21 protein-coding genes are annotated in these 20,254 nt (G+C 56.3%); 7 read left to right on the top strand and 14 right to left on the bottom strand.

Features of this window, described 5'->3' with window-relative positions; all coding sequences use genetic code 11:
- Position 1: 1 nt before the first annotated feature.
- From AC2FLG_RS06725 to AC2FLG_RS06690, 8 genes are all read right to left on the bottom strand, one after another.
- Positions 2–1,801, bottom strand: coding sequence for an aminopeptidase P family protein (locus AC2FLG_RS06725; protein ID WP_496705543.1), 1,800 nt, complete (start codon positions 1,799–1,801; stop codon positions 2–4).
- Positions 1,794–2,789 carry an ABC transporter ATP-binding protein gene (locus tag AC2FLG_RS06720; RefSeq protein ID WP_496705541.1) on the bottom strand — a complete coding sequence of 332 codons (996 nt, stop codon included), beginning with the start codon at positions 2,787–2,789 and terminating at the stop codon, positions 1,794–1,796. Before AC2FLG_RS06720 ends, AC2FLG_RS06725 begins: the two co-directional genes overlap by 8 nt.
- Positions 2,786–3,778: an ABC transporter ATP-binding protein gene (locus AC2FLG_RS06715; protein ID WP_496705540.1), complete on the bottom strand. Its 993-nt coding sequence runs from the start codon at positions 3,776–3,778 to the stop codon at positions 2,786–2,788. The genes AC2FLG_RS06720 and AC2FLG_RS06715 overlap by 4 nt, the downstream gene beginning before the upstream one ends.
- Before the next feature lie 2 nt (positions 3,779–3,780).
- Positions 3,781–4,638 carry an ABC transporter permease gene (locus AC2FLG_RS06710; protein WP_496701234.1) on the bottom strand — a complete coding sequence of 286 codons (858 nt, stop codon included), beginning with the start codon at positions 4,636–4,638 and terminating at the stop codon, positions 3,781–3,783.
- Positions 4,635–5,576 carry an ABC transporter permease gene (locus AC2FLG_RS06705; RefSeq protein ID WP_496705539.1) on the bottom strand — a complete coding sequence of 314 codons (942 nt, stop codon included), beginning with the start codon at positions 5,574–5,576 and terminating at the stop codon, positions 4,635–4,637. The genes AC2FLG_RS06710 and AC2FLG_RS06705 overlap by 4 nt, the downstream gene beginning before the upstream one ends.
- Positions 5,577–5,633: 57 nt before the next feature.
- A complete protein-coding gene (locus AC2FLG_RS06700) occupies positions 5,634–7,217 on the bottom strand; it encodes an ABC transporter substrate-binding protein (RefSeq protein WP_496705537.1) in 1,584 nt (527 codons plus the stop codon).
- Between the two features lie 133 nt (positions 7,218–7,350).
- Positions 7,351–7,956, bottom strand: coding sequence for a helix-turn-helix domain-containing protein (locus tag AC2FLG_RS06695; RefSeq protein WP_281973159.1), 606 nt, complete (start codon positions 7,954–7,956; stop codon positions 7,351–7,353).
- 158 nt (positions 7,957–8,114) lie between these two features.
- Positions 8,115–8,816, bottom strand: a complete 702-nt coding sequence (locus AC2FLG_RS06690) for a GntR family transcriptional regulator (RefSeq protein ID WP_142637824.1) — start codon at positions 8,814–8,816, stop codon at positions 8,115–8,117.
- Positions 8,817–9,073: 257 nt separating this feature from the next.
- Here AC2FLG_RS06690 and AC2FLG_RS06685 point away from each other — a divergent pair, with 257 nt between their 5' ends.
- From AC2FLG_RS06685 to AC2FLG_RS06665, 5 genes are all read left to right on the top strand, one after another.
- Positions 9,074–10,036 carry a dihydrodipicolinate synthase family protein gene (locus AC2FLG_RS06685; RefSeq protein WP_496705535.1) on the top strand — a complete coding sequence of 321 codons (963 nt, stop codon included), beginning with the start codon at positions 9,074–9,076 and terminating at the stop codon, positions 10,034–10,036.
- Between the two features lie 9 nt (positions 10,037–10,045).
- Positions 10,046–11,584, top strand: a complete 1,539-nt coding sequence (locus AC2FLG_RS06680) for an aldehyde dehydrogenase (NADP(+)) (RefSeq protein WP_496705533.1) — start codon at positions 10,046–10,048, stop codon at positions 11,582–11,584.
- Positions 11,585–11,782: 198 nt separating this feature from the next.
- Positions 11,783–12,847, top strand: coding sequence for a TRAP transporter substrate-binding protein DctP (dctP, locus tag AC2FLG_RS06675; protein ID WP_496705531.1), 1,065 nt, complete (start codon positions 11,783–11,785; stop codon positions 12,845–12,847).
- Positions 12,848–12,912: 65 nt separating this feature from the next.
- Positions 12,913–13,452 carry a TRAP transporter small permease subunit gene (locus AC2FLG_RS06670; protein ID WP_496705529.1) on the top strand — a complete coding sequence of 180 codons (540 nt, stop codon included), beginning with the start codon at positions 12,913–12,915 and terminating at the stop codon, positions 13,450–13,452.
- The gene (locus AC2FLG_RS06665; RefSeq protein ID WP_496702282.1) at positions 13,449–14,759 is read left to right on the top strand and encodes a TRAP transporter large permease; all 1,311 of its coding nucleotides are present in this window, start codon (positions 13,449–13,451) and stop codon (positions 14,757–14,759) included. Before AC2FLG_RS06670 ends, AC2FLG_RS06665 begins: the two co-directional genes overlap by 4 nt.
- 53 nt (positions 14,760–14,812) lie before the next feature.
- On the opposite strand, the gene AC2FLG_RS06660 is transcribed toward AC2FLG_RS06665, so the two are convergent.
- On the bottom strand, positions 14,813–15,172 hold the full coding sequence (locus AC2FLG_RS06660; protein WP_142637835.1) for a winged helix-turn-helix transcriptional regulator: 360 nt from the start codon (positions 15,170–15,172) through the stop codon (positions 14,813–14,815).
- Between the two features lie 87 nt (positions 15,173–15,259).
- Between AC2FLG_RS06660 and AC2FLG_RS06655 the strand changes: the two genes are divergently transcribed.
- Positions 15,260–16,351: an NAD(P)/FAD-dependent oxidoreductase gene (locus tag AC2FLG_RS06655; RefSeq protein WP_496705527.1), complete on the top strand. Its 1,092-nt coding sequence runs from the start codon at positions 15,260–15,262 to the stop codon at positions 16,349–16,351.
- 79 nt (positions 16,352–16,430) lie between these two features.
- Here the strand turns inward: AC2FLG_RS06655 and AC2FLG_RS06650 are convergent, their stop codons facing one another.
- From AC2FLG_RS06650 to AC2FLG_RS06635, 4 genes are read right to left on the bottom strand one after another with little or no spacing between them, the layout of a single operon-like run.
- On the bottom strand, positions 16,431–16,865 hold the full coding sequence (locus tag AC2FLG_RS06650; RefSeq protein ID WP_496705525.1) for a c-type cytochrome: 435 nt from the start codon (positions 16,863–16,865) through the stop codon (positions 16,431–16,433).
- Positions 16,866–16,876: 11 nt separating this feature from the next.
- Positions 16,877–17,749, bottom strand: a complete 873-nt coding sequence (locus tag AC2FLG_RS06645) for a CopD family protein (protein ID WP_496705523.1) — start codon at positions 17,747–17,749, stop codon at positions 16,877–16,879.
- The gene (locus AC2FLG_RS06640; protein ID WP_496705521.1) at positions 17,746–18,087 is read right to left on the bottom strand and encodes a copper resistance CopC family protein; all 342 of its coding nucleotides are present in this window, start codon (positions 18,085–18,087) and stop codon (positions 17,746–17,748) included. The genes AC2FLG_RS06645 and AC2FLG_RS06640 overlap by 4 nt, the downstream gene beginning before the upstream one ends.
- A 10-nt stretch (positions 18,088–18,097) precedes the next feature.
- Positions 18,098–18,529, bottom strand: coding sequence for a c-type cytochrome (locus AC2FLG_RS06635; protein WP_496702272.1), 432 nt, complete (start codon positions 18,527–18,529; stop codon positions 18,098–18,100).
- Between the two features lie 30 nt (positions 18,530–18,559).
- On the opposite strand from AC2FLG_RS06635, the gene AC2FLG_RS06630 reads away from it, so the two are divergent.
- Positions 18,560–18,952, top strand: a complete 393-nt coding sequence (locus tag AC2FLG_RS06630; RefSeq protein WP_496705519.1) for a hypothetical protein — start codon at positions 18,560–18,562, stop codon at positions 18,950–18,952.
- Positions 18,953–19,664: 712 nt separating this feature from the next.
- On the opposite strand, the gene AC2FLG_RS06625 is transcribed toward AC2FLG_RS06630, so the two are convergent.
- A complete protein-coding gene (locus AC2FLG_RS06625) occupies positions 19,665–20,174 on the bottom strand; it encodes a hypothetical protein (protein WP_496693005.1) in 510 nt (169 codons plus the stop codon).
- Positions 20,175–20,254 lie beyond the last annotated feature (80 nt).

Below are 20,254 nucleotides of genomic sequence, written 5' to 3'. Positions count from 1 at the left end.
TTTATTTGGTCAGCGTTGCACAGGCCGTCTGGGCCCATCTAAGGGCCAGAGGCGAAAGATGCGGCCCGACCTGTCTGAGAACCTTGGCATGATAGTCATTGATCCAGTCAATTTCTGACTGGTTCAGCATATCTGGCATCAACATATCCGTCTGGATCGGGATCCAGGTCATGTTCGAGAACTCCAGAAATCCGTCATCTGCCTCGACAATCTCGAACAGGTTTTCGATGCGAATGCCGAACCTGCCGGCCTCGTAATATCCCGGCTCGATCGACATAACCATGCCAGGCATCAGGTCGACCGGGTTGTAAGGTTTGCCAATGCGCTGCGGATGTTCATGGACAGACAACCGGTGGCCAATTCCATGACCCGTACCGTGGTCATAATCCAATCCCAGATCCCACAGCGGGCGGCGACAGATTGCATCAATGTGATGGCCCTGTGTGCCTGCAGGAAAGCGCAGCGTGGCCAGAGCGTGAAAGGCCTTGAACACTGCGGTATAGGCCCGGTCATATCCATCAGGCCGCTGAGGCCCGAACGAAAAACTGCGCGTGGCATCCGTTGTGCCGGTGTCGTACTGCCCCCCGGAATCCAGCAGGTATGTGCCCTGCGGTTGGATCGGAACGGTATTGTCGGCCTCGGTCGCGTAATGGCACATCGCGGCATTGCCATCGGCGGCCGAGATTGTGTTGAAGCTTTCGTGGATGAACCCATCCTGAGCGCGGCGGAAGGCCAATACCCGCTGTTCTGCTTTACGCTCGGTCACCGGTTCAGCCTGTTTCTGTACCTGAGCCGCCAGCCAGGCGCAGAATTCGGTCCAGGCGATCCCGTCCCGGATATGGCAAGCGCGCAACCCTTCCAGTTCCGTTGTATTCTTGCGGGCTTTGGTTTTGCTTAACAATCCGTTGACCGGCACGCCCTTCGCTCCGGTACGCTCCAGCACTTGTTTGACCGCCGTCGGCGAAAAATCGGGGTCGAAAATCACAGCCAGGCCGGGCGCTGTGAGATCACTGAGTGTAGACAGAAAACCATCCGGCGCCTGAACCGAAACATTCTCCGGCATGTGGTCAGTGACATCGGCATCCAGTTTTTGGTCAGACACGAACCAGTGCACTTGGCCCGAGCTTTGCAACAGAAGGAAAGAGTTGGGAACAGGGTTGAAAGCCACGTCTGAGCCACGCACATTAAGCAGCCAGGCGATGTTGTCGGGCTGAGTTTCCACCAGCAAGCCGGCCTCTCGGCGTGTTAGCTCAGTGGCCAGATCCGAGATCTTTTCACCCGCCGCCCGGCCCGAAAACTGAAGTGGAAATGGCTCGATCTGTCCTTGGGGGGCAGCGGGTTGGTCGGTCCAGATTGCATCGACTGGATTTGAAGCTGTCGCCACCATCGCGGCACCGCTGCCTTCCAGCCCGTGCTCAAATCGGTCAAACCAGACCGGCGGTAGGTGCATCGAGTCAAAGCCGATTTTCCATCCTTTCTGTGCAACGGCGGCCAGCCAGTATTCGGGCGGCTCGTTAAACAGATGATGGTGCGAGAAAACAGCCTCGGCACACTGGTTTGCAGCCTGCACCACATAGCGGCCATCGACAAATAAAGCGACAGTTTCGGGTGTGACGATGGCCATGCCTGCCGAGCCGCTGAAGCCAGTTACAAAGGCGAGGCGTTCATCATGAGGGGCAACATATTCGCCCTGATGTGCGTCGTAGCGGGGCACGATAAAGGCATCCAGACCTTGTGCTTTAAGCTCTGCGCGCAAGGCCGAAACAATCGCGGATCGGTCGGTTCCGGGGGCATCAAGCATCGGCATTTATCTCTTCAACATGGTGACAGGCGACCTCGCCACGATTTTCAAAAGGCAGCAGGGCAGGCACTTTGGTTTTGCATATGTTGCTGGCGTGAGGGCACCGGACATGGAATGGGCACCCTGAGGGCATGTTCAGCGGTGAAGGCAGCTCTCCATCAAGCCGCTTGACGGTGCCCCGGTTGTCGGGGTTCAGCGAAGGCGCGGCTGAAAGCAGAGCTTGGCTGTAAGGGTGGGAGGGGGCGGAAAACAAGGTTTCGCTGTCGCCGATTTCAACGATCCGCCCAAGGTAGATTACCGCGACCCGGTTTGAAACATGACGGACAAGCCGCAGGTCATGGGCCACAAACAGGATTGTCAGATCAAGTTCCCGCTGCAGGTCCAGCAACAGGTTTACCACCTGCGCCTGAACCGAAACATCTAGTGCCGAGACCAGTTCGTCCGCAATCAGAACTTCGGGTTCGACCGCCAATGCGCGCGCAATGGCGATCCGCTGACGCTGACCTCCGGAGAATTCGTGCGGCAGCTTGTCTTGCGCGTCCTTCGGAAGGCGGACCAGATCAAGCAACTCGGCCACACGGTCGGGAATTTCTGCTTCTGGGCGCATGTTGTGAACGCTCAGGGCTTCGGCCAGAATTTGCCCTGTCGTCATCCGGGGATTAAGCGATGAATAGGGGTCCTGGAACATCATCTGAACCCGGCGGTTATAGGTGCGGTCAGCTTTGATTTCGCCGTCGAATATGTCCTGACCTTCAAAGTGGATTGAACCGTCGCTGGGCTTATGAAGGCGCACGATACACCGGGCTAGTGTGGACTTTCCACACCCGGACTCTCCGACGACGCCCAGAGTTTCGCCGCGGGTCAGATCTAGGCTGACACCATTCAGCGCCCGTACTTCGCGACCAGGACGCCGCGAAATGACATCGCCAATGCTGCGGCCCATTGGGAACCGCAGATGCAGGTCACGGATTTGCATCAGGGCGGTCATGCGGCGTTCCCTTGGGTTTTGGTTATCGGGTTGAAACAGGCGACCTGTCTATGTTCGGTGATCAGGGTCATCGCTGGGCGCTCTTGCGTGCAGGCGTCTATGCAGGCGGCACAGCGCAGTGCAAACGCGCATCCGGCAGGCAGGGCATCCAGTGCCGGCGGCACTCCGGGAACAGAATATAGCGGCGTGCGAGGAGCGATGTTTTCGGGCACAGACCGCATCAGACCCACAGTGTAGGGGTGATGCGGTGCCCGCAGCACATCGCGGACCGGCCCTTGTTCGACGATCCGCCCCGCATACATAACGGCCACGTTGTCGCAAGTCTGGGCAACCACGCCAAGATCATGGGTGACCAGCACAACCCCCATATCCATATCCTGCGCCAGTCGCAGGATCAGATCGAGGATCTGCGCCTGAATGGTCACGTCCAGTGCTGTGGTGGGTTCATCCGCCAGCAACAGTTTGGGTTCTGCGGCAAGCGCTATTGCGATCATGACCCGCTGGCGCATTCCGCCGGAAAATTGGTGAGGATAATCCTTCAAGCGTTGCGCTGCCGAGGGAATGCCGACAAGGTCCAGCATTTCGATTGCCCGATCCAAGCGCGCGGCGCGGGGCAGGTCGGTATGGGCACGCAGGGTCTCTTCCAGTTGCAGTCCCACTGTCAGCAGCGGGTTCAGCGAGGTCATCGGTTCCTGAAAAATCATCGCGATTTCGCGACCCTGAAACCGACGAAGAGCCCTGTCTGACATGGATATCAGATCACGCCCATTCCAGCGCACCTGGCCGGTCACGTCGCCATAGCGGCGCGCCAGCCCCATGATCGAGCGCAACGTGACGCTCTTGCCCGACCCGCTTTCGCCGACCAGCCCCAAAACCTCACCCCGGTTCACGCCGAAACTGACATCGCGAAGCGCAGGCAACGCTCGACCGTTCTTGTGAAAGGTTGTGCTTAGCCCGGTTACTTCTAGAAGTTTCGTTTGGTCCTGCATCGCTATCCCCGCGGTCTCAGCAGATCGGCAAGCCCATCGCCCAAAAGCGAAAAGCCAAGGCCGGTCAGAACGATGGCGATGCCGGGCATCAGGCTCAGCCACCAGGCGGTCGAGATAAAGTTGCGCCCTTCGGCGATCAGCACGCCCCATTCGGCCTGCGGTGGTTGCGCCCCCAACCCCAGATAGCCAAGGGATGACCCCAGCAAGATCACCAGCGCCATGTCAGTCATCCAATAGACAATAACCGGTGTTATCGCGTTTGGCAGCAGGTGGCGGAAGATGATGCGGCTGTCGGAATATCCCATCACCACCCCGGCCGAGGCATAGTCATTCCCCATTTGAGCGATTACCTCGGCCCGCATCAGGCGCGCATAATAGACCCAGTAAACAACTGAAATCGCGATATACATGTTGATCAGGCCCGGCCCTAGAACCGCAACCACGGCAATGACAAGAACCAGGAAAGGAAAGGTGATTACAGCGTCAACGATGCGGCCAAAGATCATGTCCGCGATGCCGCGATAGTACCCGACCAGCGCGCCAACCGTTATACCGGTGACCAATGCGAATACAGTCCCGAAAATTGCCATCTGCATGTTGACCTGATAGGCCCAGATGACGCGGGATAGGCTGTCGCGCCCTAACAGATCTGTGCCGAACGGATGTGCCCAGGATGGTGGTTGGCGCAGGGCCTGATAGTCGATTGCGCTTGGGTCATAGGGCGCGAATACGCCGGGAAACAGGGCAAGCAGCACCGAAAACCCGATGATGATGCACCCGGCCACGAACCCAGGCTTGCGCAAGGCCCGCTGCATGAAGGTAGGGCGCTGCGAGGTGCTGTTGAAGGTCGCGTCACTCATTGCAGGCGCATCCTTGGGTCAAGGCGACTCTGAAACAGGTCGGTCATTAGGAAAACCACGGAAACCAGAACAGCAAATGTCAGGGTCAGCCCCTGAATCAGGGGGTAGTCGCGGGCAAAGATAGCCTCGAGCATCAGGCGCCCCATTCCGGGCACGGCGAATACGGTTTCGGTGACCAATGTCCCGCTCATCAGATTGCCGATGGACAGGCCCAGCAGGGTTACCGTCGAAATCAGCGCATTGCGCAGGACGTGGCGACCCAGAACCAAACGAGGCGGCAGGCCTTTGGCACGCGCGAACTGGACATATTCGGCGTCCAGAACCTCGATAATCGCGCTGCGCAGGTTCCGCATGATGATGGCCGAGGTGTAAAGCGCTACGGTCACTGAAGGCAGGAACAGGTGATAGAGCCGCTCGGTAAAGGTGTCGCCATATCCTCCGACCGGAAACAGGCGCAGCTGTGCTGCCAGAAAGGTCAACAGAACGAGGCCAATATAGAACACCGGCATCGACAGCCCGATCTGAAAGACGGTGCGGATCACCGCATCAGGCCAGCGGCCCCGGTTGAGCGCAGCAACAAAGGCCAGCGGACCGGCAATCAGCAGCGACAAAACCACCGAATACACGGTCAGGAAGACAGTGATAGGAAGACGGTCAGAAATCACATTGATCACATCCGAGCGCATCAGGATAGACCGACCCAGATCGCCCTGCACGGTATTGGTAAGGAACAGCCAGAATTGCGCCAGCATAGGTTCGGTCAACCCAAGCCGTTCACGGATGGCCTGGATGTCGGCGTCCGAGGCACGATCACCGGCCATCGCAATGGCAGGGTCCCCCGGTAGCAATCGAACAAGAAGAAAAATAATAATCATGACCAGGAAAAAGGTCGGGATCATCATCAGGAGTCGTTTGAAGATATAGGACAGGCTGGACAAAGCGAGCTCCGCAAATTTGTCCCGCCGCCTGAAAGCGGCGGGACCAGGGGTCTTACCTTAGCGGCTGACGGTTGCTTGATCGAAGATATTGTTGCCCAGAGGGGTCTGGACATAGCCTTCGACAGCCGAGCCAACTGCAACGGCAAAGGGGGTCTCATACATGAACAGCAGGGGGGCTGCTTCGGCATAGAGCTCTTGCATTCGGGCGAATTTCGCTTTGCGCGCCTCGGCGTCCATTTCACCGGCGGCTTCGTCGAACAGGGTGTTAAACTCGGCGTTTTCCCAGCCGGTTCCTACTGCCTTGGCCGTGGGTGTGTGGCCCAGCCAGCCCACCACCTGACTGGGATCATTTACATCGTTGACCCAGCCATAGGTGTGAATGTCAAACTCACCTGATCGGTTCTTTGCGCCGCGTGTTGCGCCGTCCACTTGCTCGACCACAAGATCGACGCCCAGAGGAGCCCACATCTGCTGAAGCGCCGCAAAGATGGTCGCATCGTCCGCAGAACCTGCCAGCGTGGTAAAGGTGATTTCGGTTCCATCGGCAAACCCGGCCTCGGCCAACAATGCCTTGGCCTTGTCCACGTCATAGCCATAGAGCGGGGTCATGTCGGCGGCATATTGGGTAGCCTTGGCCATCAACGGCGAGCTCATCGGTTGACCCGCGCCATGCAGTACCAGCCCGATCAACGCTTCTTTGTTGGTGCCATAGTTCAGCGCCTGCCGGACGCGGGCGTCGGCCAGTGGGTTGGCAGAACCATCGGCTCGGTTATCGCGCGTATTGATTGGCGAATAGATGATCCGCGTGGACGGATAGAGGTTCATGTTGATGTTAGAATCCTGCTCCAGCTCGGCCACACGGCTGAACGGGATGAATTCTGCGGCATCAACTTCTCCGGCCTGCAAACTCAGGATGCGGGTAGCGTCATCCGGGATGATCTCAAAATGTACGGCATCCAGATAGGGCAGAGCTTTGCCGTCTGCGCCCATGCGCCAATAGTTTTCATTGGCGCAGAAATCCATCGATGCACCTTGTTCAAAGCCACACAGATAGAAGGGGCCAGAGCCTACTCCGGCGGCTGTGGCGGCAAATATCGCAGCGGATTTTTCCTGATCTGTTGCACCTTCTGCGGCCTCAAAGGCCGCTTTGGACACGATTGCCGTGTTGAATGTGGCCAGCATGGACAGGATAGTTGGATCCGGGCTGCCAAGGGCAACAGTGATCGCGTTTCCATCTGCGGTAACCGCGTCGATCGAACCCAGCAAGCCAGCCCAGGGGCTCAGGTCGGGATTGCGCGCTCGGTCGAGGGAAAAGACTACATCGTCACCTGACATGGGCGTACCGTTTGCGAATTTGATCCCCTCGCGCAGGGTCAGCGAAACCGTTTTACCATCGTCAGAGACTGTATAGGTCTCAGCAAGGCCGGGTGCGACGGAATTGCCGTCGGCACTGCTCCGCAGCAGGGTGTCGAACAGGCTGCCGACCATCCAGATATCAGGGTTGCGGTCCGCATAGATCGGATCAATAAGGCGCGACCCGTCATAGCGTGCAAAGTTGAGTGTGCCGCCTCTTTCCTGTGCCAAAGCAGGCATGGCCAGGGTAGCGGCAACGGTTAGTCCCAAAACCGTCTTCAATTTCATAATCAGTCCTCCCGCAGAATGAATTCATGCTCGGGGCGACAATATCCGATTCTTAACAATACTAAAGCTTTTTTTAGTGGTAGGTGAAAAATGGCCAAATGTATTTAGGCTGACCTCTGTTCGGTTGGTCAATTTAACTTGCCACAAAGCCGGAATCATTGATCGGAGAGGTTGTTACCCAAAGCTCTACGGCTTCTACGTCCCCCAATACGACTGAGAAATGACGGGTAGATGTGTCGTGGTGAACGACGTCACCTGGCGACATAATGAAAACCTTGTCACCAAGGTGATATTCAAGCCGTCCCGAGATCAGATAGCAAAACGCCTCGCCCTCATGCCGCATCTTTTCGGAAACGTGCCCCGGGGGGCGATGAACGATCTGTGGGTTGAACAATGCACCGGTAAAACCAGGGCCCAGCTTCTCATAAAACCTGCCCCGCATACCCAGGGAATATGTCTGGCGGTTGTCCTTTGCCACATATTCGCTGAACACCTCGGGTACGCTGAGCAGCTTTTCGATGCTGGTTTGAAGTGCCGCGGCAATCGCCATCAGCGAGGTCAGCGAGGGTGAGCTCAGGCCCCGCTCGACCTGAGACAGAAAGCCCGTTGTCAGATCAGAGGTCTGTGCGACCTTGTCCAAAGTCAGGCCCATCGCCTTGCGCCGCCTGCGAATTGCCTGCCCCAGCTCGGTCGGCGTGCCCTTCGGCTTTGATTTGTCGCGCGCGTTTGCTGCGTTCATTCCCTGTCTCCCGGAATCGTGGGTTGCCGCGTATTCAACCGGATCGCAGAAGAAATATCAAAATTTTTTTTAGCAGAGGTAAATTTTTTGGGAAGATCCGGGTGTAAACCTTCAAACCCCTCAATTTTTCCAACGGTTTAGTATCTAGCGAAACAGAATCAGAGTTTGATTGAGTGACGCCGATCCGCCGAGATCATGTCGCGGATGTTCTGGACGATTTGTTCCGCATGGGCGCTCGCCAATCGGTCGGCCTCGGTGATGTCCTGGGCCGCTATAGCTGCGATTATGTCGTCATGTTCCAGGGAATACCGATCCGGTAACCGATCCCCAAAGGACGAATAATAGGGCCGCATGATCCGTTGCCCTTCGTTCAGCAGTCTGCGCGTCAGGCTTTCGTAATATGGGTTGCGCCCTGCTTTGGCGATTGCATTATGAAGCTCTGCATTTTTTGCGATCATGGTCAGAACGTCATTTTTGGCAGCTGCATCCGAAAATTCCTGCTGCCGCATGCGAATGTCGCACAGATCCTGGTCCGTTCGGTATTCGGCGGCCAGCCGGGTTGTAACGCGATACATCAGGGTCATCGCATCAAAGAATGTGTGAAGATTCAAAAAGTCTATGGGCGCCACGATGCTCGCGCGGTTCGGCAGTGTCGCCACCAACCCTTCCGATGTCAGCCTGACAAGGGCTTCGCGGATCGGGGTGCGCGACATCGAGAACCGCTCGCTCAGCTTGGCCTCGTCTATGGCGCTGCCGGGCGCAAGGGCGAGGTCGATGATTTCGTCCCGCAGGGTTTCATAGACGAACTGAACGCCTGATCCACGTTTGCGGCCGGCTTCGACCGGCTTTCGTTTTTCCATGTCAGAGCATTCCCTAGCCGCTGGATCGCGGTCCATCTGCGTTCGCACATCAATTTTGCCACACGTACCGGTGCTAAGTCGAGTGTTAATCCCAGCCAAAAACCGGTTGTTTTCACGTATTTTAGGGCCTTATTCCTTCTTGTCGAAAATTTGTCGACAAATAAAATATTTAAAGTATACTGACGGCAAGATTACACGAATCCCTAACCCGGTGGGGCAATCCACCGGCCCGGCAAAAAAATACGGAGACCCAAATCGTGAACCCGAATGTCTTTTCCGGATGCATCCCGGCCCTGATGACGCCCTGTCGCGCGGATCGCAGTCCTGACTTTGAGGCGCTTGTGCGTAAAGGTCATGAGCTGATCGAGACGGGCATGTCCGCGGTTGTCTATTGTGGCTCGATGGGTGATTGGCCCCTTTTGACCGATGCGCAGCGTATGCAGGGCGTCGAGGCGTTGGTCAAGGCTGGTATCCCGGTGATCGTGGGAACAGGCGCGATCAATTCGGCCTTGGCAATCCAGCATGCCGCACACGCGCAGAAAGTGGGCGCCAGCGGATTGATGGTCATTCCACGTGTACTGTCACGCGGCGCGTCCATGACTGCGCAGCGGCACCACTTCAAAGGCATTCTGGCCGCGGCACCGGATCTTCCGGCAGTGATCTACAACAGCCCTTATTACGGATTTACCACCCGTGCGGATCTGTTCTTTGATCTGCGCAAGGACCACCCGAACCTGATCGGTTACAAGGAATTCGGCGGCGCCGAAGATCTGCGCTATGCCTCCGAAAACATCACCAGCGGTGATGACAATGTTTCCCTGATGGTCGGCGTGGATACCGCGGTGTTCCACGGGATCGTGAATTGTGGCGCAACCGGCGCCATCACTGGGATCGGGAATGTGCTGCCCGATGAGATTCTGCATCTGGTGGATTTGTGTCAGGCGGCGGCCAAGGGCAATGCCAACGCGCGTGCCCGGGCGTTGGAGCTTGAGGCGGCTTTGGGCGTTTTGTCGTCCTTCGACGAAGGCACCGATCTTGTGCTCTACTACAAACACTTAATGGTTATGACGGGTCATCCCGAATACACGCATCATTTCAACGAAACAGATGCCCTTACTGACAGCCAGCGCGGCTATGTTGAACAACAGTTCAGACTGTTCCGTACCTGGTACGAGAACTGGAGCAGTCAGGCCGGTTCTTCGGCGCAAAATGCAGCGTGAGGATTGGGTATGTCGTTGAATAATGGATATGTTTTTCGCGGTCAGCACTTGATTGGCGGTCAGTGGGTTGGAGCTGATGAAAGCTTTGCCTCCAGCCCCGTCTCGGGTGAGGGGAGCAACTTTGCTGCGGGAACGCCTGAGTTGGTTGATCAGGCCTGTACCCTGGCCGAGGCTGCCTTTGTAGATTACGCCAATCGCAGCCGAGGGGATCGAGCCAGATTCCTGAATGCTATCGCGGATGAGATCGAGGCCCGTGCCGAGGCCATCACCAGCATTGGCAGTGCAGAAACCGGTCTGCCCGAGATGCGTCTTCAAGGCGAGCGGGGACGCACGGTTGGTCAGTTGCGCATGTTTGCCGAATTCGTCCAGGATGGTGCGTATCTAGAGCGCCGCCATGATCTGGCGATGCCGGATCGCCAACCCGCCCCACGTCCTGACATCAAGATGATGCAGCGCCCGGTTGGCCCGGTGGCTGTTTTTGGCGCCTCGAACTTCCCCTTGGCATTTTCGGTTGCCGGAGGTGACACCGCATCGGCACTGGCCGCAGGTTGCCCGGTCGTGGTCAAAGGCCACCCCGCCCATCCGGGCACCGGCGAAATCGTCGCTGATGCCATCCACGCGGCGGCCAGGGCGACCGGTATGCCCGACGGCGTATTCTCATTGGTGCAAGGTGGGGACCGCAGCATCGGAGAAGCATTGGTAAAGCATCCGGCAATCCGTGCCGTGGGCTTTACCGGTGGGCTGGCCGGAGGCAGGGCGCTGTTTGACCTCTGCGCAAGCCGCCCTGACCCGATCCCGTTCTTTGGTGAATTGGGCTCGGTCAATCCGATGTTTGTTCTTCCAAACGCTATGGCCGCCAGAGGTGAAGAGATCGGCAAAGCCTGGGCGGGGTCGATGACCATGGGGGCAGGGCAGTTTTGCACCAATCCGGGCGTTGCCGTGATGATCACAGGCGATGATGCTGACCAATTTATCGATGCTGCTGCGAGTGCCCTGTGCACAGTGCCGTCACAGACCATGCTGACCGATGGGATTGCCGATGCATTTCGATCCGGCCAATCGCATTTGGCCGAACATCCCGCCGTGCGCACGATCCATCAAGGTTCCACGGCAGGCCGTTCAGCTGAACCGGCGCTATTCGAAACCGATGCCGAAGCGTTTCTGGCTGATCCCAGCCTCAGCGAAGAAGTGTTTGGGCCCGCGTCGCTGATTGTGCGCGTCGGCTCGGAAAAAGAGATGGTTGCCTTGTCAGCCCAGCTGGACGGGCAACTGACGGCCACGATCCAGATGGATGACAGCGACACTGCGCTGGCGCAGCAACTCTTCCCGATTCTGGAGCGCAAGGCCGGGCGGTTGCTGTTCAACGGCTTCCCAACCGGGGTCGAGGTGGTGGGGTCCATGGTCCACGGGGGGCCTTATCCTGCCAGCACGAATTTCGGCGCAACAAGCGTCGGCACAATGGCCATCCGCCGTTGGCTGCGACCCGTAGCATATCAGAACATGCCCGCCGCACTCAGCCCCGAAGATCTGGAAGGCTCGACGCAATAAGCGGTGAACCACAGGGCTGAGGCTAGAAATTGCCTCGGCCATATCAAAGGCTTTGGCCCCGGTGAACGGGGCCGGGCAGGGACACCCAGATCGGCTGTTCCGTATCATCCGCAACACTCTGCCATAGAAGCAGATCACCGGAAATTCCGCGTCATTCGACGTGCAAAATCGGGCTTTGGCCCATAACAGGAGGACAAGATGAAACTCTTCTCGAACTTTGCCGCCCTGGCGGTAACAGCCACGCTTGCAATGCCCGCAAGCGCCGCAGAAATTGAATGGAAGATGACCGCAGCGATTGGTGAAGGTTCATTCTTTTACCAGAACTTCATGGAACGATTTGCGGCTAATGTGGACACACTGACCGCGGGGCGCATGCATGTCCAACCTTTTGGCGCGGGCGTTCTGGCCCCGGCCTTCAAGGCGTATGAAGTAGTTCAGGACGGCATCGTCGAAGCCGGACATTCCACGCCGTCTTATCTGGTAAACCAGGACCCGACCAATGCCGTTTTCGCCAGCTTCCCCGGTGGAATGTCCGGCGAGGCGACCCTGCACTGGATCTATGAAGGCGGCGGTGAGCAGATGCTGCAGGATTTCCGCCGCGAAGAAATGGGTCTGCACACGCTGGTCGTTGGGGTCGGTACGTCCGAAGTTATGGCGCATTCGAACGTCAAGATCGAAACAACCAACGATCTGAAGGGCGTCAAATACCGGACCTCGGGCGCATGGGCCGCTGTTCTACAGGACAGCTTTGGCGGCGTTCCGACGGTTGTCCCGGGAAATGAAATCTACACTTTGCTGCAGCGTAAGGGTGTGGACGCGGTCGAATGGTCGACGCCAGGAGGCAATATCTCTGAAGGTTTCCATGAGGTTGCGCCCTATATGATCATGCCCGGCGTGCATCAGCCGTCCTTTCTGTGGGAAGTCTTCGTCAAACAGGAAACCTGGGATGCTCTGCCCGAGGATATCAAACTTCAGGTTACCGCAGCGGCCAAGTTGACAACATACGAAAGCTTCACACATTTCGGTCACGCGGACATTCAAGCCATGGCTGCCTTCCGCGACACCAAAGTTGAAATCATCAACATGGTACCAGCGGAATCTGAAAAGATCCGCGCCGCCGGGCGCGATTGGGCCCGTAGCCAGGCTGCCAAAAAAGCCGAAGACGGAAGCGCCCGGATGCAAGAGGTTCTGGACAGCTACCTCGCCTATCAAGCGAACTGGGCCGAGAATTCGGGTTATTTGGTTCGCGACAGCGCCGAATAGGCTCTGCCCTGACATTGGTTGGATGACCGGATATTCGTGCCGGTCATCCGTTTCCGGGGACACACATGACCAATATTCTCAGAGTCATCGACGCGATTGCCGGGGCGCTGGCCCTGCTGGGTCGATGCGTAATTTTTGCCCTGATCGTGGCAATGCTGTACGAGGTTGTTGCTCGCTATGCGTTTGGTGCGCCGACGCTTTGGGCGTTTGATATCTCGTACATGCTGAACGGTTCGGTTTTTCTGCTTGGGGCGGCTTATGCCCTGCGCTGTGACGTGCATGTCAGGATCGACTTTCTGTCTCAGCGTATGCCGATGCGGGCGCAGCAGCTGTTGAACGGTGCTGTCTTTCTGTTGGTCATGACACCGATCACGACCATCTTTGCCTGGGTTGCAAGCAAAAAAGCCTGGAAAGCACTGATCACCGGAGAGGTCGAAAGCGTCAGCCCTTGGGCGCCGGTTGTCTGGCCGTTTTACACGGTCATCGCCGTTGGTCTGGCGGCCTTGGCGCTGCAATTCCTGGCTGAGGCGATCAAGTTGCTTTCGGGGCGCAAGAACCCTGGTGAGGCACCGGGCGAACTGGACGGCATGGAAGAAAACCAATGACACCATTACTGATGTTTGCAGCCCTTTTTGTGCTGGTCTTTGCCGGAGTGCCGGTGGCCTTTTCGCTCATCATCATCTCCGTCGCCTTTGGCTACATGGTGTTCGGTGAGCTGATCTTTTTGCAGCTTTATGGTCCGCTGCTTCATACGGCTTCGAATTTCGTACTGGCAGCAATCCCTCTGTTCATTTTCATGGGGGCGATACTTGAGCGTTCGGGGATCGCGAAACGTCTGTTCTTTGCACTGCAGTTGTGGCTGGGCGGCTTGCCCGGTGGATTGGCGCTGTCGACGATTGCAATGTGCGCAGTTTTCGCCGCCGCATCCGGCGTTGTAGGTGCGGTCGAGATAGTTGTGGGGTTGATGGCCATCCCAGCCATGACCAAAGCGGGTTATCGTAATGACCTCATCGCGGGAACAATCTGTGCAGGGGGCTCACTGGGGACAATAATTCCACCCTCGGTCATTGTGGTCGTCTATGCGTCGATTGCGCAGCTGTCGATTGGCAAGCTGTTTGCCGCATCTATCCTGCCCGGCTTGCTGATGGTGGTGTTCTTCGTGCTTTATATTTTGGTGCGCAGCATGGTCCGACCTGCTGACGCTCCTCCGTTGCCACAGGCAGAGCGCGCGATGCCAACCGGCCGTAAGATGAAGGTGACGTTGACGGCATTGTTGCCCCCGCTGGCATTGATTGTCCTGGTACTGGGCTCGCTTCTGGCCGGTGTTGCCTCGGCTACCGAAGCTGCCGCAGTCGGGGCCGCCGGTACGATCCTGCTGGCTTTGATGTTTCGGGAACTAAACCTGAAACTGATGTCCGAGGCACTGAATGTGACCCTGCGCATCACCGCTATGATCATGTTGATCGTGGCCGGAGGCACGATGTTCACCAGCATCTTTGCGGTCACCGGAGGCGGACAGCTGGTGCGCGATACCGTTGCCGGGATCGGGTATGGCAATGCCGGTATCATCGCATTCTTTTTGTTGGTGGTTTTTTTCGCGGGCTTTGTACTGGACTGGGTGTCGATCGTTCTGATTTTCATTCCGATCTTTGCCCCGATCGTGAAATCCGCCGGAATTGATCCGATCTGGTTTGCCATGATGGTTCTAGTGGTGATTCAGACTTCGTATCTGACACCGCCAATGGCACCGTCGATTTTCTATCTTCGATCAATCGCTCCGCGTGACATGAGCTATGGGCAGATGTATCGCGGCGTGTTGCCCTTTGTAGGGGCGCAAATGCTGGTTCTTGTGGTTATCATCCTGATCCCCGAAGTGGCGACATGGTTGCCAGAGATATTGGTCGGGCTTTGACATAGATCTTGGTCTTGCCCCTTCAGATGCCTGGCCCTGTTCAATGGGCTAGGTCATCGCCCTAGTTGTTTCGAAAGATCTTTCGGTTCCGGTAACTTGTCCGCATTCTGCGCCGCCCATTGATGCATCTCATACAGCAGTGGAAGCAGGCTTTGACCCAGAGGTGTGAGGCTGTATTCGACATGCGGCGGTATGGTCTTGAAGTCTTTGCGAGAGACAAAGCCCGTCGTCTGCAACTCGGTCAGCTGGCGCGTTAACGTTCGATGCGTGATGCGTCCGAGGTTTCGCTGAAGCTGGTTGAACCGGCAGTCCCCCTGCGAAAGCCAGTAGATAATCAACAGCTTCCATCGACCTGAGATCGCCGAGATCAATGCTTCGATCTGACAATGATCCTCTAACTCATCATGTTTCAAGGCAGTATCCTAGATGACCGTACTTGTTCGTGTGAACGTGCAATTTTAGATAGTGGTCAGAACGTTATGCCGCAACGGGGGGACCCTATGGCGAAGAAGAAAATTGTGATCATTGGCGGGGGCTATGTCGGGTTTGAAGTTGCCCGGGAACTGGACGCTTGCGCGGACGTCACCCTGATTGAGCAACGCGAAGCGTTCGTGCATCCGCCTGCAGCGATCCGCGCGCTGGTTGAACCCGCCTTGCTGGACCAGATCATCCTGCCATACGACAATCTGCTGCAATCGGGTAAGGTCGTGCGCGGGCGCGCCGTTTCGGTTTCTGAAACCGAGGTCACTTTGGAATCTGGAGCTGTCTTTCCGGCGGACTATATCCTGATCGCCACCGGATCATCCTATGCAGCGCCGTTCAAGCCGTCGGGTGACAGCATTGCGGATTTTCAGCAAGCGAGCAAAGACGTCAGCGCGCAACTGGCCAAGGCGAATTCAGTTGTGATCGTAGGGGCAGGCGCTGTCGGTACAGAGCTTGCGGGCGAAACAGCCTCGGCACATCCGGGTAAATCCATCACCCTGGTTTCGTCGGATGATACCTTGTTTCCCAAGTACCCGGCCAAGCTAGGCGCGCAGCTCAAAGGTAAGTTGGAACGGCTGGGGGTCACTGTCATTCTCGGCCAGAGGGCGCAGGATTTACGCCATTTGGATCGGCCCTACGAAGGATCCGTGAGCTTGACCGACGGTAGGGTGATTGCGGCCGATCTGGTATTTCCGGTGGTTGGATCGAAGCCCCAATCGTCTTTGGTTCAAAGTCTTCCGGGCGTGTCGGCTGATGCATTGGGTAGGGTCAAAACCGACAAATGGTTGCGACCGTCAAGCTATCCGAATGTCTTCGTCGGCGGTGACATTGCCGACATTGGCGACGGAATGACAATCGTAGCAACGGCACGGCAGAATCCGTGGCTGATCAAAACGCTTAAGAAAGTAATCGAGGGCGTACCCGTTGAAAGTCAGAAACCCTACGCGCCCTGGAAAAAAGCACCCATTCTGGTGCCCCTTGGCCCAGTCATCGGCAGCAGTTGGCTTTTTGTGACAGTGGGTGACTGGATCACACGCAAGATAAAGGGGAAAGATATTTTCATTCCCAAATATCGAAAGGCTTTTGGGATTTCGAGCTCCGGAAAATAGTTCCTCCTGAACATTGCGATTTGCTAACGTTCAGGTATCCCGCACAGATGATGTCTGTGACATTCGTGTTGGCCTGCCTCTAGTCGTGTGCGAGGTTGCGACTGGCTTGTACCTGCTGAATATCTTTCGGCCATGTGGAACGGATATAGGCCAGAACATCCCAAATACCGTCATCAGTCAAAGTGCCTTCGAAACCTGGCATGCCACTGTTGAAATTCTTGACGCCGCGTGCGGCCAGTGTCTTTGCACCGCCGAATTTGGTGTAGTCAAACAAAAGCAGGCTATCATGGTGCCATGTGTGCCCGGTCACGTCATGTGGTGGCGCAGGCATCACACCGTCTTCACCCGGTGTTTGCCAGTTGGGTTGGCCTTCCAGGTTAACGCCGTGGCAAGCGGCGCATTGATCTACGTAGAGCCTCTGTCCATTCGCCACGTCTCTGTCTGTAAACGTATGATCCGCGGCAACGCTGGAATAGATGCTGCATTGGACCAATATAAATAAGTGCCTGGTCATCTCCACCCACCTCAATTCGGAAGCGTCAGAACGGTTGTTAGTGTCGCCGTAGTTGTCAGCACCGCCAGAACGATCAGCGCCTCAACTTCGATGGATCGGGCGAGGTGCTGCGCTGCCTTGGTATCTCCGTCCAGCATTGCCGGAACAAATCGAAGCTTGTTCGCGGCGGCTAGGATCAATAGCAGCCCTACAAATAGTACTTTGAGCAACAGGGCCTGCCCATAACCAGTGGAAATGAGCGCTCGGAGATCACCAACAAGCAACCAAGCCATCCAGAAACCTGCGACGATCAATGCGGGTACCATCAGTGCCGCAGCTTGGCCATACCTGTGCCCAAGAGCAGCAGCAGCTGCAATTTGCTCAGGTTGAAGAGCCATACTCCGCAGCGGGCTGAAGATGCCTACCCAGAAAGCTACACAGAGCAGGTGTGCTAGTAACAAGAGTTGGGTACCAAAATTCTCTAGATCCGATAGGTGCCCGATCTGTGCAAAGGACCACAGAGCCATCGTGCCACCCACAAGTGCGATCCCTAAACCAAAGCGCGGAACAGACAATCCGACAAGGATCATTGCTGCGCCTATCACTCGATAAACAAATACATCGCCTACGGATGTCTGCCAGAGTAATCCAAGCATCTCGGGGTCGACCAGCCCATCCGCTCCGCCCGTCAAGAGGGCTCCACGAAGCATGAATCCCAGTGCCGTCGCAATGAGAGCAAGCCATGCCAAGGCCATGGATTGGCGTTTCATCGCCAGGCTTATCGGTGTGACCAAGCTGGAATAGAGACACTTAACGACCACAAGGCCAGTGGCCCCCGCAAAGCCGATATAGAGTGCTAGCTTTGCGAGGATTGCAGCAATTCCCCAGATGTCTGGCATGTTCATTTCACAGTAAAGGTAAACGCGCCCTGCATAGCATGACCGTCCTCACCTAAACCGCGCCACTCGATGACATAGGTGCCCGCGCCATTGCCTGGCAGTGGAATTTTGAACTTCTGAGCAAATATTGCCTGGTCGCCCAGATCCAGTTGTACTGCCCCGTGTTCTTCATGTGCCATCTCTATCCGGGTCAGCCGGATGTCTTTCGAGAAATTGAGGCCAACTTCAGCAGGCACAGTCGTTACTGTGGTTCCGTCTGCAGGTGTTGTTTCTGTGACCTTGGAATGCGCCAGCGCAAAATTGGGGAGTGCAGCCAGGAGTATAAGCAATACAATCTTCTTCATGGGGCTATCCTCAATTTATTCCGTTGGCGCGCTGGATTTCACGAATGTAGGCGATCACCATAGCGACGTCACCTCGCGTCAAGCCGTCGACGGGCGGCATGTCTCCAAACTGCCAATGGTGACTTCTTACACCCTGTGAAACCGCCCTCTGAAACGCTTCATCAGCGTGGTGACTAGGTTCGTATATCTTGTGGATCAGTGGCGGTCCTGCGCCGTCAATTCCGACCGCATTGACACCGTGGCAAGTGGCACAGGAGGCATCAAAGACCCGCTGGCCGATTGCTGCTTTGCCCTCAATAGGTGGCATCTGAATTGCGACTAGGCCGTCTCTTGAAACTGTCGCCTGGGGGCTGGCTTCTTCGATTGGGTCTGAACGAAAAACTATGAAAGCGGCAACAGCCGAGACGACGCAAGCGCCGATTAACAAGTGACTTTTCTTCATGGGTTGAACCTGACTTTGTGGAGGCTGGAAGTGCTGCGGCACATCGCAAACAGCCGCAAGGGCCGGTCACTTAGGCGCGCGCGGATCTTGGCAGCTTCAAAGGTCAGGGGGTCTGTAGGGGCTATCTGGTTCAGTCAACTTGGATTGGGATCCAATCTGGAACTCTCGGTCAAGCTGATATTGATTCCACACGACTTGGCTGTTCTGCGAGATCAGTACGACGGCTTGGCAAAGCAAGGGGTTACACTCTCCGGTACCGGCATTATCCGTGTCGTGATGGCTGCTTTGGGCCGAGATGTCAGGGATGCTTTTTACCGCGGCGGAGTGTTCCGCCGATTGCATATGGTCCCCGCAGTGAAGCCCGACGCAGGCATGAGACTCGCCACCAAATCCGGCCAGAATGACCAGAAGACTCGTCAATAGCGCAAATGTGTATCGTCGGATGACCATGATTCCGGACGCTAATGCAGCGGAACACACAAGACAACGCCTGCAGCTTCATTATGCGCCACGCCGTTCTAAAGGAAATTACAACGCTGATTTTCGTGAAGGGGCATTCCCCGCTCTTGTCCGGCGCGCGATTCTCATCAAATGCAGAGAGTCCGGGTCTATTTTGATTTCTATCAGTTGGGCCAAGCAACTGATTAGCGGCCAAACGGCAACACAGGTCGCAACAGTGTCAACGCCGACGATCGGATAGTAGAGGAACTTACTCTGGGATTCAGTGGTCGCATCAATCTTCTGGAAGGTTAGTCACATCGTATTTGCTTTGTGCATTGGCCGTTGTTCGATTTGCTGCATTTCAATCCGTCGAATAGTCGAGGTCTTCTCGCCACTCTCGCAGCAAATACTCCAAGTCGGAAATATGGTTTCCCAAGACCTGCTCATCGACGCGTGAGTTTGTGTATTGATCCAGATGTTGTAACTGCCCTTGCTGGCGAGAGCATCGGTCTGGCCGGCTACCGGCGATATTCTGGCGAAACTCATGTCTGACGCGCTGCGGTGTCTGGCTGGGGTGGGCAGCGCTGGTTGCGAACGTAGCATCGCGCGCGGGTGGGGAATGTCTCTTTTGGGCCGACCTTATCTTTATTGGGAAAAGTTGGTCCTCAGTATATGCGCCGTTTCGTGACATCGTTCATGGGCTTGCAAAGCTGATAGCCAGCGCTTCTACCGCGTCCCCGTAGGTTGGGTATAGACCGGCGCGTTGTTCAAAGGCGTAGGCCTGAAAATAGTCCCAAAATAAGGTCACTTCCGTGCCAAAATAGTCTTTGAGCAAAGGAGTATTGCAAAGGTCGGCACGTAAACAAAATTCAACCTCGCTGAAAAACACAACTACTGTGTCGATCTGCGCTTCGATTTCTTTGAGTGTATCTGCATCGCCTGTTTTGAGATTTTCCAATAGGTTCGCACCGATCTGCTTACGGGCCAGTTGCCGTGCTCGCTCGGGCAAGTCCGCGGGTACTTCGCCCGCAGCTTTGATTGCGGGGATCAGAACGTTGCCTAGTTGGGTGTATGTTTCGCGTGCACCGGTTTTCTGCCAGTCCGACATCAACTCGATGGAGCGCTCCTTTTTTGTGTCGAGGTAGCCCTGATAGAAGTTCAACGCCGAGACCCCGGCCGAGGCGGCAATAGCGATCAGTGACAAAAGGCGAAAGGTGCTCTCAATTCGTTCCCATGCGGTTTTAGGCGCGAGGGCCGTGTCGGCGGTGGCAATTCGGCGGCCAA

The sequence above is a fragment of the Ruegeria sp. CDSA193 genome (assembly GCF_059611885.1).
The sequence above is the reverse complement of the archived record's forward strand: the minus strand, read 5'-3'. Positions and strand labels throughout refer to the sequence as shown.